This window comes from Enterocloster sp. HCN-30185 (assembly GCF_037890305.1).
Lineage (GTDB): Bacteria > Bacillota > Clostridia > Lachnospirales > Lachnospiraceae > Enterocloster.
Window position 1 is genome coordinate 331,945 of record NZ_JBBKBT010000003.1, and the last position, 11,931, is coordinate 343,875.

General features: G+C 47.3%; 11 protein-coding genes. 8 read left to right on the top strand and 3 right to left on the bottom strand.

Features of this window, described 5'->3' with window-relative positions; all coding sequences use genetic code 11:
* Positions 1-143 precede the first annotated feature (143 nt).
* Both WKT10_RS05565 and WKT10_RS05570 read right to left on the bottom strand, forming a co-directional pair.
* Positions 144-911 (bottom strand): hypothetical protein, encoded by a 768-nt coding sequence (locus tag WKT10_RS05565; RefSeq protein ID WP_066543321.1) that lies wholly within the window; start codon positions 909-911, stop codon positions 144-146.
* 220 nt (positions 912-1,131) lie between these two features.
* Complete coding sequence (locus WKT10_RS05570; RefSeq protein WP_066543325.1) at positions 1,132-1,824, bottom strand: 5'-methylthioadenosine/adenosylhomocysteine nucleosidase; 693 nt, start codon at positions 1,822-1,824, stop codon at positions 1,132-1,134.
* Between the two features lie 173 nt (positions 1,825-1,997).
* Between WKT10_RS05570 and WKT10_RS05575 the strand changes: the two genes are divergently transcribed.
* The 6 genes from WKT10_RS05575 (at position 1,998) to WKT10_RS05600 (ending at position 7,212) form a co-directional block, all read left to right on the top strand.
* Positions 1,998-2,246, top strand: coding sequence for a TIGR03905 family TSCPD domain-containing protein (locus tag WKT10_RS05575; protein WP_066543538.1), 249 nt, complete (start codon positions 1,998-2,000; stop codon positions 2,244-2,246).
* A 114-nt stretch (positions 2,247-2,360) separates the two neighbouring features.
* Positions 2,361-5,345 (top strand): insulinase family protein, encoded by a 2,985-nt coding sequence (locus WKT10_RS05580; protein ID WP_066543327.1) that lies wholly within the window; start codon positions 2,361-2,363, stop codon positions 5,343-5,345.
* Between the two features lie 350 nt (positions 5,346-5,695).
* The gene (locus WKT10_RS05585) at positions 5,696-6,016 is read left to right on the top strand and encodes a PadR family transcriptional regulator (RefSeq protein ID WP_066543329.1); all 321 of its coding nucleotides are present in this window, start codon (positions 5,696-5,698) and stop codon (positions 6,014-6,016) included.
* Positions 6,013-6,813 (top strand): DUF1700 domain-containing protein, encoded by an 801-nt coding sequence (locus WKT10_RS05590; RefSeq protein WP_296034790.1) that lies wholly within the window; start codon positions 6,013-6,015, stop codon positions 6,811-6,813. The genes WKT10_RS05585 and WKT10_RS05590 overlap by 4 nt, the downstream gene beginning before the upstream one ends.
* Complete coding sequence (locus WKT10_RS05595; protein WP_167544846.1) at positions 6,810-6,971, top strand: hypothetical protein; 162 nt, start codon at positions 6,810-6,812, stop codon at positions 6,969-6,971. Before WKT10_RS05590 ends, WKT10_RS05595 begins: the two co-directional genes overlap by 4 nt.
* A gap of 43 nt (positions 6,972-7,014) precedes the next feature.
* Positions 7,015-7,212 (top strand): PspC domain-containing protein, encoded by a 198-nt coding sequence (locus WKT10_RS05600; RefSeq protein ID WP_066543333.1) that lies wholly within the window; start codon positions 7,015-7,017, stop codon positions 7,210-7,212.
* A gap of 28 nt (positions 7,213-7,240) precedes the next feature.
* Here WKT10_RS05600 and WKT10_RS05605 read toward each other — a convergent pair whose 3' ends face one another.
* Positions 7,241-8,080 carry a helix-turn-helix transcriptional regulator gene (locus tag WKT10_RS05605; RefSeq protein WP_066543335.1) on the bottom strand — a complete coding sequence of 280 codons (840 nt, stop codon included), beginning with the start codon at positions 8,078-8,080 and terminating at the stop codon, positions 7,241-7,243.
* 257 nt (positions 8,081-8,337) lie between these two features.
* Between WKT10_RS05605 and WKT10_RS05610 the strand changes: the two genes are divergently transcribed.
* Together WKT10_RS05610 and WKT10_RS05615 are read left to right on the top strand one after the other, a co-directional pair.
* Positions 8,338-10,842, top strand: a complete 2,505-nt coding sequence (locus tag WKT10_RS05610) for a glycoside hydrolase family 31 protein (protein ID WP_066543344.1) — start codon at positions 8,338-8,340, stop codon at positions 10,840-10,842.
* Between the two features lie 61 nt (positions 10,843-10,903).
* Positions 10,904-11,926, top strand: coding sequence for a TRAP transporter substrate-binding protein (locus tag WKT10_RS05615; RefSeq protein WP_340276008.1), 1,023 nt, complete (start codon positions 10,904-10,906; stop codon positions 11,924-11,926).
* The last annotated feature ends 5 nt before the right edge of the window (positions 11,927-11,931 follow it).

Consider the following 11,931-nt stretch of genomic DNA (forward strand, 5'->3'; position numbering starts at 1 on the left):
CGGCTATATCCTTCCCACTACCGGGCGGATTCGGGACTTTAACCCGTTAGAAACGTGCGCCGCTAGGCGCACCATACAAAAAGCTGCCCCCAGTCCCCAAGGGAACCGGGAGCAGCACATTTCTCCAAATCTCATAACTATGATCAGGATATAAATCCTTTAAGCATCTCACCCAGCATCCGCTTCTGATCCGGGTTCAGGTCCTGAAGCCAGTTTTCACCGGAACGGTCCTCTCTGGCGTCTCTGGATACTTCCCTGAGAGTTTCCCTGCTGGCTGCGGTCTGTTCTGCACTGCGTCTGGCATGAACTCTGCGGTCTCTTCCGATGGAGCGCACAGGAGCCGCTTCCCGGCGTTCTTCCTCTGCCGCCGGAGCAGGCTGCTGGTCTGATGCCGTCTCACGCTCCATCCGGGACCACATTACATTTTCCACATGATCCTGAAGACAGGTAAGGAGATGCTGGCGCTTTGCCTCCAAATTTACACCGTAATCCACAAACACGGTGGCCATCCCTCCAAAGATACCCATAACGCCATACAGGACAATGTAGTAATTATCGCTTCTGTTCCAATAGGAGAGGAACGCCGCCGCCCCTCCTGCGAGAAAGCATAAAAGCGTCAGCTGTCCTCCCAGATTTTCAAATCCCTGAAGGCTGATCCCCATAAAACGCAGGCTGTAAATCTGGCGTTCCAGATATACTCTGGTGTTGTTCATTCCCATATTGATCCTGTATGTATCCTCCGCATTCTGGCGCAGGGCGCGCAGATACCGGTTTTTTGCAAGCGCCAGATTGGAGCTCTCCCGAATGAGACGTTTATAGAAGCTTCCCGCTGCGAGCCTTACCATAATTCCTCCCAGACAAATTGCTGCCAGCAGATACAGAGCTCTTCCAGTCTCCAAAAAACTCATCATAACCAATTCCCCTTTCTATACACTACCATCATTTCTCTGCAGCCTATAGGCCGCTGCAGGCCGCCGAACCCGTCCCTGCAGGTCTGGAACATTTTCCGAAAATGATCCGAGCGGCTTCGGTAAGGTCTATTATAGTCCGGGAATTGGATTTGGGAAGTTGAGAACCCCTAGAATCGTTCGTCAAATTCCCCCACGAAACGATTCTTAAGGTAAAATGCTGCTACATGCAGCGAACCATTTCCGTCATCAGGTTTACGCTGTGGCGGATGGCCTGAGCCTCGAAAACAGCGTAATCTACACCGGCGCTGTCATCTGCCTTGTCAGAAATAGCGCGCAGGATCAGGAATGGGATACGGTTAAAATAGCACACCTGAGCAATGGCCGCTCCCTCCATCTCTGTACACATACCGGAAAATGTTTCACTGATCCACTGCTTTTTATCCTTATCAGAAATAAACTGATCCCCCGAAACAACACGGCCTGTAAAAGTGCCGATCTCCGGATTCACCCGGCTGCAGCATTCCTTTGCAAGAGTAACCAGTGTTTCATCTGCCGGAAATGAAAGCGTATCTACTCTTGGGATCTGCCCCGCTTCATAGCCAAAGGCTCTGGCATCCATATCGTGCTGCAGAGCGTCTGTAGAAATCACAATATCACCGATATTGATCCGGGCGTCCAGAGAACCTGCAATTCCCGTATTGATGATACAGGAAGGCGCATAGCGGTCCGCCAGAATCTGAGCGCACATGGCCGCATTTACCTTGCCGATGCCGGAACGGACTACCACCGTGTCCTTTCCTTCCAGCTTTCCCTTATAAAATTCCATGCAGGCCCGGGACTCCACCTGTACCTCTGTCATTTTTTCTTTTAACATAGCCACTTCTTCATCCATGGCTCCGATAATTGCTATCATTGCAATTCCTCCTTATTCTGATCGGCGGCGCTGTCTGAAAGCCGCTTTTTCTCAATTATACTGTGGCCTGCACCATTTTTTCAAGCATCTTCTTGACAATCCACCCGCCTTGGGGCATAATCGAATCTGCATTGACTATGAAACAACGATTTTAATTGGAGGTTAATTACATGATGACATATAAAACACACGGCGTATGTTCCAGAGCCATTACCTTTGATGTAGACGGCAATAAGCTCACCAATGTCCAGTTTGCAGGCGGCTGCTCCGGCAATACCCAGGGCGTTGCAAGACTGGTAGAGGGTATGGATGTAGATGAGGCGATCCGCCGTCTGGAAGGCATTCAGTGCGGCCCCCGTCCTACCTCATGTCCTGACCAGCTAGCACAGGCATTAAAGGAATATAAGGCACAGCTGGCATAAAACAGCACTGCTTCGGATTCTTATAAAAACTGTATCCATATGCTGTACTGCGGATCGTCTGCCGCCGGTACAGCATTTTTTACGCACTGCATTTTATAAAAAAGGAGATTTGCCATGGCAAAGCTGCCCGAAAAAGGCCAGACTCTGTGGGGCTTTACTGTCACAGAGCGCAACTCAATTTCCATGCTGGGAGCTGAAACTGCGGAACTGTTCCACCCTTTCAGCGGAGCCAGACTTTTATATATACATAACGACGACCGGGAGCTTGGGTTTAATCTGATCTACCGGACTCCGCAGCTGGATAATCTGGATTCCAACCATATATTAGAGCATCTGATGCTCTGTTCCTGCCCTTCCTATCCCAGCCGGGATGTGTTCTTTGACATGGACAGCAAAAGCTATTCCACCTTTATGAACGGGATCACGGACAATACCTGCACCTGCTATCCGGTCTGCTCCCTGAGCATGGAGCAGCTTATAAAGCTTATGGATGTCTTTTTATGCTGTATGGAAGAACCGGAGGCTTTAAAGGATCATCGGTTCTTTATGAGGGAGGGGCTTCGGTTTGAACTGGAGGATACGGATGGAGAGCTTTCCATGCTGGGAACGGTTCTCAGCGAAGACTGGGGGCATTTAACAGATCTGGAGGAAAATGCGGACAGCGCGGCTGCCCAGGCATTGTATGAAGGGCAGATTGCAGCCAATCTTCTTGGAAGAGCCCATTTCCATTATAAAGAAATCACCTTTGAAAAAATCCGTCAAACCTACGAACAGCTTTATGACTATTCCAACTGCCTGATGATCCTCTACGGAGACGCCGACCTGGAGGCGGTTCTGCGTTTTCTGGATGAAAAACACTTATCACGCTTCAAAAGCAGAAACCTGAATCTTCGCCCCCTTTTTGAAGGGCCTGTGTCTTCCGGTTTCCGAAAAACAGAGGTCAAAAGTCCGGCCTATGAAGGAAGCCCGGCCGAACACTCCTCTGTGATCGACTATACCATTGATCTAAGCGGGCTGTCCCAGGAGGATGTGATCTGTATGGGGTTCTGTGCCGGAATGATGGATCAGGATACCTCTCCGGTTCAACGGGCCGCCAGATCCCTTGGCCTTAACAATATTATCGACGTCTATCTGGATACGGCGCTGGCCCGGCCGGTTTTAAAATTCCGCCTTCAAAATGGGGATAAAGAACAGCAGGAGCTGTTTTTTCAGACCGTAAATCAGGGGCTTGCAGACATGGCGGAAAATGGAATTGCAGACGAGCTGTACCATGCAGTCATAAAGGAAAACAGGCTGGCCGATCTCCTTATGAGGGAAACGCCCCATCTGGGCTTTCATCTGTCCGAGGATATCGGACGCTTCTGGAGCCTTACCGGACGAACCGACTACTACTCCCTTTACGAACGTACCTTCACACATTTCAGTGCAGATCAGGAACAGTCCATTCTGCGCAGGCTGGCAAAGCAAGTATTAAACCCGCCGTCAGCCGTACTGTCTGCAGCCATTCCCGTACCCGGTCTGGCAGAAGCTCTGGAACAGGAACGCGATCGGTGGCTGAGAGAAAAAAAGGCTTCCATGTCCCCAAAAGAGCTTCAGGCTCTCATCCGTGAAACAGCGGATTTTAAAAAATGGAGCGCCCAGGATAAAAGCTGTCTTGATTTTCTGATTCAGCCGGAGCAGCTTCCCGAACCCGAAGAGGATCCGCCCTTTTTCTCCGGCCTGCGCCATGGGATCTTCTGCTGCGGTTCCCCTTCTCCTCTTGCAGGAATCGGCAGCTACCAGCTCTTTTTTGATCTGAGCGAACTAAGCGGGGAAGACTGGAACTATCTTACATTGTATCAGATGCTGCTCACAGAACTGGATACACGCCGTTTCTGTGTGGAACAGCAGAAAAACATGGAACAGGAATATCTTTATGACTGTACCTTTGATGAACTATATCCGGATGCAGATGCCGGCGAAAACAGCCGGCCCATGATGAGCGTGGTGTGGTCGGGACTTACGGAGGACTTTGAAATCAGTCTGGATTTTCTTCTGGAGCTGATGAGAAATGGAAATTACGAAGATAGGGAAACGATTTCACAGGTGATTGAAAAATATCTCCCGGACTACGATCTGTCCAAAAGTGAAAACGGTCCTTCTCTAGCCTACAGTCTGGCAGAACGGTATATACGGCAGGACAGCCGTTTCCGTTTCCAGCTCAATTCACCTGAGATATACCACTTTTTAAAGAATATTTTAACCATCCTGATCAGGGAGCAGGCCCATCCCGATGATGAAGCGGCCAGGACAGACGCAAACCAGATAAGCAGCTCATTATATACCCTGGCCCAGAAGCTGGTAAGCCGCAGAAAGCTGATCTTTCTGGCAGCTGCTGAAAACGCTTCACTGGAACACATCCTGGATCGTGCCTCCACGTTGCTGAGCCAGCTTCCCGAGCGCAATGAAAACGGTTTCATGTTTTCCAATCATCTTTCACTTCCATCATGGGATCAGGCCCCGTCTCTTCGGACAGCCGCCTGCATTGACAGTTCTCTTGAAGAACTTAGGATGCTGGGAGATTTTAAAAAGGTTCCTGAATTTAAGGGCCGTTTCCTTCCATGGCTTCTGGCAGCAGGCGATAAATATGTAAAGCCTGCCGTGCGCTATCAGGGACGAGCCTATGACAGCGGAATTGATTTTCTTCTTCCGGCCGGATATTTTACCCTATGGAGCACAGAAGACCCTGATATCGAATCAACACTTTCCGTATTTAACCGTACCGGCCAGGCTCTGGCAGAACTAAAGCTGACGCCAGAGGATCTTCAGGGTTACATTTTAAGCGCCTATGCTCAGGCTCTCCCTCCCATCGGAATCCTGAACAGCCGTATGCGGGCTATGCGAAGATATATTATGGGGATCTCTACTGTATACATTAATGAAATGATACGCAATATACGCAACAGTACCGTAAATGACCAAAAAGAAGCGTCAGATTTAATCTGCCGTCTTTTAAAATCCGGTCCGGTATCTGTAGTCGGAAATGAAAAAATAATCCTGGAATATAAAAACCGATTTGATGAAATACTGAAGATAAAAGAAAAAAACGGTACGGTATGAAACTGTGGGGAGAGAAATCTCCCCATAAATTGGTTTGAGCCGGCAAGGCTGCCCATATGCCAACCCCGCCGGCTTAGTGATCTATGCTGCAGCGATAAATGCTGCTGTCTTCTATGTAAAAAGCTCTGACTGCTTGTTTATGTCCTTTAGTATAACCTTTAATTGTGTACGAAGTTTGACCACATGGTAAACAGTTTCTAAAATAGTTTAAGAAAAAATAACAAACATTTCCTTTTTCTTTGGATTTTCTTTTATTGACATATAATATTATACATCATATAATATTGATGTAATCATTCACAGCGGCAGATCATACATTTTCATGCCGCCAACACACGGAGGGGATGCTTATGGTATTCAACACCGGATCTGCCCTTCTGGATGCCATTGTACTGGCTGCCGTTTCACGGGAAAAGGAAGGAACCTATGGCTACCGGATCACCCAACAGGTCCGCGAGGCCATTGACATATCAGAATCTACCTTGTATCCGGTGCTTCGGCGTCTGCAGAAGGATGACTGCCTGGAGGTCTACGACCGGGCGATTGACGGCAGAAACCGCCGGTATTACCGGCTCACAGAACAGGGACGGCTGCAGCTGCAGCTCTACCAAAGAGAATGGGCAGTCTACTCCCAGAAGATTTCCCACATCATAAAGGAGGGGGACTCTTGAATCGAGAACAGTTTATGAAACAGCTTTCCTATCTGCTTCAGGATATAAGCGATGAAGATCGAACAGACGCTCTGGATTACTATGAAAATTATCTTGATGAGGCCGAATTTGGATATGAAACCGATATCACAAATGAGCTTGGAAGCCCGGAACGGATCGCAGCGATTATCCGGACCAGTCTTTTAAGTAATCCGGATGAGACAGGAGAATTTACAGACAGCGGCTATGAAAATTCCCGCTTTAAGGATCCGGGCTATGAGCTTGCAAAACAGCACCGTGAAACCGATACCTTCACCGGAGCTGACCGCAGCAAACATCCGTATACTTCCTGCGGATCCGAATCAGGCCAAACGTATGGACAGGCACAGCAAAGCCGCAGTTCCTTTCATCCGGGAGCAGAGCGTTCCGGCCCCAGGACCAGCCGCCTGTTAAAGCTTCTTTTGTGGATCGTCCTTCTTATCGTAGGAGCGCCTCTTCTTCTGGGAATCGGAGGCAGTATCGCAGGATTAACCGCAGCCATAGTTGGCATTGCTTTTGCTCTCCTTATCAGTCTTGGTGTTTTAACCGGAGGCGCTTTTATTACAGCAATTCTTGCCCTTCCTCTGGGAATTGTATCGCTTTTTATCCACCCGGTTCAGGGAATTTTTACCGCCGGAACAGGGCTGGCAGCCCTGGGAGCAGGCTTTCTCCTCTTAGCCCTCTGCCTTCTGTTTTACGGCCGACTGATTCCCCGCCTTATATGCCGGATCATTGACTGGATCAGCGGAATGCTTCATAAAGGGAGGTCACAGAGATGAATAAACTGATACGTTTCTGCATCATTGCAGGCCTGATTTTTCTTCTCAGCGGACTGCTCTTATCCGCCTGCGGGATCGTCATGGGAGGCGCTTCCTATCCTGACGTTCGGCCCCACCGGATTCACCGGATTATGGAGAGGCTGGATGACTGCATCTGAACCTGAAATTTAACATTTTCATACAAAGGAGGTCTTTCTGATTATGAATAAACGATTATACCGTTCTGTTTCCAACCGTATGCTCAGCGGCGTATGCGGCGGGATCGGAGAATATTTTGACATTGATCCCACCCTCGTGCGCCTGGCCTGGGCTATATTCACCTGCGTTACCATAGGCGCAGGAGTGGCTGCCTATGTGATTGCCGCAATTATCATACCGGCTGATAATAATATCCGCTAGGCGAAACAGCCGATTCCGGGCTCATATGCTACCGGGAATCGGCTGTTTTAGCTTTATAGGTACGAAACTGTCTTTTGTACTCAGAAGGAGTGGTTCCTGTTACAGCTTTAAATACCCGGTTAAAGTGGGTCAGACTTGAAAATCCTACTTCCTGGCTAATCTGAGTCACATTTTTATCCGTTTCCATAAAACTCCTCTGAGCATTCATAATACGGGTTACATTAATATAATTAACCAGTGTGCTGTTTGTATAGCGCTTGAACTCCCTGCAAAGATACCAGGGGCTGATATAAAACTGCTGCGCAAGGCACTCCAGCTTTAAATCTTCATAATAATGACTGTGAATATAACTTATTATTTCATTAATCCGGCTTCGTTTCTCCTGTCTGACCGGAGGCAGATCTGCCCTGACAATTACAGCTGCAAGCAAATTTAAAAGAGCTTTGCGATAACTTACCGTAAAACGTCCCGGATCCTTCTGCTCCTCCAACAGCTGCTCCATAATCCGGTGAATTTGTGTACGCTTCTTTGTATCCAGACGGCAAATTCCCCGTTCTCTGCAAAGCTCTCTGAATATCTCATCTGATCCCAGTTCCTCCTGTCTGAAATACAACACCAGCCTTTTGAATGGCATATCTTTTTCGCCATATGAATAGTGCATTACATAGGGTGGGAAAATAATAAATTCACCGGCTGTCATTTTATAGCACCGGTCCTGTACCATATGAAACCGTTCTCCTGTTTCAAGATAATACAGCTCAAAATATTCATGATAATGGGACTGTGCCATATTATCATTGACTCCTATGATACGTTCACTGGCAATTAAAGCCCCCTGAGCCATCATGATGCCTGCCTGATCGATCATTTTTACTACTCCCTCCTCCTTTGCATTTATTTAAGTTGTGTCTTTTGTTGTAAGTGCTTACATTTTCACCATAATTTTTATTGACTTTCTATATCCTTTTCTCTTTTTTTATTTCATCCACACAAAAAAACGCAAGAAATGTAAAATTTATTACAATATACTGCAATATTCGTCTGGTTTTGCCGATTCTGTTTTATTATTATATTACCACAGAACCGATCGAAAGTATACATTTTACAAACAGGAGGAACTCATTGATGAAGGTATGTATGAATGCCGGCAATGTAACAAAGAAGGGCTCTGTTTTCTGCATTTCCACCAACTGCATAGAAATCCGCCTTCTCTTTCTTACAGATCATATTCTGAGAATCAGAGCAGGATTTGATGGCGATTTTTGCGAAGAATCCTACAGTCTGGTAATGACTGCCTGGGAAGACAGAATGGACGGCTTTATGAAGCATTACAGAAAGCGTGTAGCACCGGCAGAAGCTGAACTGATTGAAGACAGCGCAGTGCAGGCTGTAATTCAGGGTAAAGAACTCAAGGTTGTGATTGAAAAGGATCCTTTCCGAATCTGTGTATATGACCGTGAAGGCTCACAGATTCATGCGGATATCCCGGATCTTGCCTATCTGGAGGATTCAAACCACCGCCGGATCCATACAAGTGAGATCAATGCTCAGGACTGCTTTTTTGGTTTCGGCGAAAAAAGCGGCGAATTTAATAAGGCTCAGAAATTTATGGTAATGAGCCCCGGAGACTCCATGGGATATGACCCCAAAGAAACCGATTCCCTCTATAAGCACATTCCATTTTATATCAAATTAAACCCTGGCACAAAAAAGGCAGTCGGTTACTTCTATCACTGTACCTGGGAATGCGACTTTGATATGGGACGTGAAAAACGAAACTACTGGAAGCCCCACAGCCGTTTCCGTACAGATGGAGGCGATATTGACCTGTTCCTCATAGCCGGACCATCTATCAGCCAGATTGTCGAGCGCTACACAGATCTGACCGGAAAGTCTGCCCTGCTTCCCAAGTATGCCCTAGGATATCTGGGTTCTTCCATGTACTATCCCGAACTGGAAGAAAACTGTGACGATGCCATCACGGAATTTATTGACACCACAAAAGAAGAAGGGATCCCTGTAGACGGCTTTCAGCTTTCTTCCGGTTACTGCGCCATCGAAACAGAGGAAGGAATCAAGCGCTGTGTGTTTACCTGGAACAAAAAACGCTTTAAAAATCCTAAAGATTTCTTTGCACAGATGAAAAAACGAGGCGTCTGCGTATCTCCCAATGTAAAGCCGGGTATTTTGCTGGTACATCCCAGACTGGAAGAAATGAAAGCCAAAGGCATGTTTGTAAAAGCCAGCGACAGTGATCAGCCGGGTATCGGAACCTGGTGGGGCGGAAAAGGTATGTTTACAGACTTTACCAGCTCCTCTACCCGTGAAAACTGGAAAATGATGTTAAAAGAAAATGTGCTAGACTATGGTACAAGCTCCATCTGGAATGATAACTGCGAATATGATTCCATGGTAGATAAGGACTGCCGGGTATCCTTTGAGGGAAAAGGCGCTACCATCGGTCAGTTAAAATCTGTTATGTCCAATATTATGTGCCATATCACAGATGAAGCAATCCATGAAACCTTTGAAAACACACGTCCCTATATCGTATGCCGTTCCGGCCATTGCGGAATTCAGAAATACGCCCAGACCTGGGCAGGCGATAACCTGACCTGCTGGGATTCCCTGAAATACAATATTGCAACCATACTTGGAATGGGACTCTCCGGTGTAGCCAATCAGGGATGCGATATCGGAGGCTTCTTTGGCCCTGCTCCGGAAGCCGAGCTTCTAGTCCGCTGGATCCAGAATGGTATTTTCCAGCCCCGTTTCTCCATCCATTCTACCAATACGGATAACACCGTTACCGAACCCTGGATGTACAGCGGCTGTACCGGCTACATCCGCAGCGCAATTCTGCTGCGTTACCGCCTGTTCCCCTATCTGTATTCTCTGATGGAGCGGGCCCATACCACAGGACTTCCGATTATGGAACCCATGTGCTACGCCTTCCAGAATGATCCTGCCTGCTATGAGGACGGAATTAACTTTATGTTCGGTGATTCTCTTCTGGTAGCAAATGTAGTGGAAAAGGGCGCAAAAATCCGCAGCGTCTATCTCCCCGAAGGAAGCGCCTTCTATGACTTCTATACAAGAGAAGTATATGAGGGCGGACAGACCATCGAATTCCCTGTAAATCTGGGAAGCATTCCTCTGTTTGTGCGAAGCGGCGCCTTGATCCCCATGGCATCAAACCAGATGATGAATCTGATGAATGAAACAGTCACAGGACTTACCATCCTGTGTGCGCCTGACAAAGACGGTTCCTTTATACTTTATGAAGATGACGGCGTATCCATGGATTATGAGAAAGGGCTATACTTAAAAACCGTTATCACCATGACTGCAGGCGAACGTACTGTCATTGGCTTTAAACAGGAAGGAAGCTTTGAAACCTCCGTTGAGACCATCGCTCTGGATATGATTCACCGTGAGAAAGCCCCTTACTGGGTAAGCGTTAATGGAGAAATACTCCCACATTTCCTTCACCGTCGTAAATTTGAGGAGGCTGGCTGCGGCTGGTATTACAGCCAGACTCTGAAATCCGTTCAGATTAAATATAATAACCCCAAAAAGGATCATCAGGTTCTTGTTTCCTTTGAGCAATTCGATCTGATCGGTATGTAAGCTTACAATTGCAGCCAAAAACTGCAGATCACTATTTTTAAGTATGAAAGGAGTAACTAGTGTGAAGAAACTTGCAGCAATCAGCGCCGCTCTGGTTATTGCAGCAGCCGGGCTTTCTGGCTGTGCTTCCCAGAGCGCTGCTTCCAGCGCAGAGGCTACCAGAGAAAATCCTATGATCCTTTCTCTGGCTCATGGGCTCAGCGAAACTCATACCGTACATATTGCCATGACGGAATTTGCACAAAATGTAGAAGAACTCACAGATGGAAGAATTCAGGTTCAGATTTTTCCAAACGGCCAGCTTGGTTCTGAGAACGAAAATATGGAGCAGCTGATGGCCGGCGTTATTTCTATGACAAAAGTCTCAGCCCCCGGACTGGCAACCTACAATGAAGCGTATCATACCTTTGGGCTGCCGTATATCTTTGACAGTACCGATGATTTTTACCACAAAATGGATTCCCGTCCCATGCAGGACTTTTTCCTTTCCACAGAGAATGACGGCTTTGTAACCTTAACCTACTACACCTCCGGCGCACGTTCTTTCTATACAAAGGATAAGGCAATCCGCACTCCTGAAGATTTAAAAGGCCTGAAAATCCGTGTACAGGATATGAAATCCCAAACCGATATGCTAAAAGCCTTAGGTGGTATTCCTGTGGCGATGTCCTATGGAGATGTGTACACCTCTCTTCAAACCGGTATTATTGACGGAACAGAAAATAACGAAACAGCCCTCACCACCGGAAAGCACGGAGAAATCTGTAAAGTATTTTCCTCCGACCAGCATGCCATGATTCCGGATGTTATGGTTATGAGCTCCAAAGTATGGAAGTCCATTACTCCCGAGGATCAGCAGATTATTCTGGAGGCAGCCAGAAAATCCACAGACAGCCATAAAATTGCATGGAACACAGCGATTGAAGAAGCAAAAAAAGAGGCGTCCGAAACCATGGATGTCACCTTTGTTGAGGATGTGAATAAAGAGGCGTTTCGTCAGGCTACTGCAGGTATGATTTCCGATTACTGCAGTCAGTATCCCGGTGTACAGACCCTGCTTGACATTATCAATTCAGCAGAATAGGAGAG

Excerpts from the sequence above, each read along its gene's own strand:
- WKT10_RS05600 (WP_066543333.1), top strand. The coding sequence starts at position 7,015 with ATGAATAAACGATTATACCGTTCTGTTTCCAACCGTATGCTCAGCGGC.
- WKT10_RS05595 (WP_167544846.1), top strand. The coding sequence starts at position 6,810 with ATGAATAAACTGATACGTTTCTGCATCATTGCAGGCCTGATTTTTCTT.
- WKT10_RS05575 (WP_066543538.1), top strand. The coding sequence starts at position 1,998 with ATGACATATAAAACACACGGCGTATGTTCCAGAGCCATTACCTTTGAT.
- WKT10_RS05580 (WP_066543327.1), top strand. The coding sequence starts at position 2,361 with ATGGCAAAGCTGCCCGAAAAAGGCCAGACTCTGTGGGGCTTTACTGTC.
- WKT10_RS05570 (WP_066543325.1), bottom strand. The coding sequence starts at position 1,824 with ATGATAGCAATTATCGGAGCCATGGATGAAGAAGTGGCTATGTTAAAA.
- WKT10_RS05565 (WP_066543321.1), bottom strand. The coding sequence starts at position 911 with ATGATGAGTTTTTTGGAGACTGGAAGAGCTCTGTATCTGCTGGCAGCA.
- WKT10_RS05585 (WP_066543329.1), top strand. The coding sequence starts at position 5,696 with ATGGTATTCAACACCGGATCTGCCCTTCTGGATGCCATTGTACTGGCT.
- WKT10_RS05605 (WP_066543335.1), bottom strand. The coding sequence starts at position 8,080 with ATGATCGATCAGGCAGGCATCATGATGGCTCAGGGGGCTTTAATTGCC.
- WKT10_RS05610 (WP_066543344.1), top strand. The coding sequence starts at position 8,338 with ATGAAGGTATGTATGAATGCCGGCAATGTAACAAAGAAGGGCTCTGTT.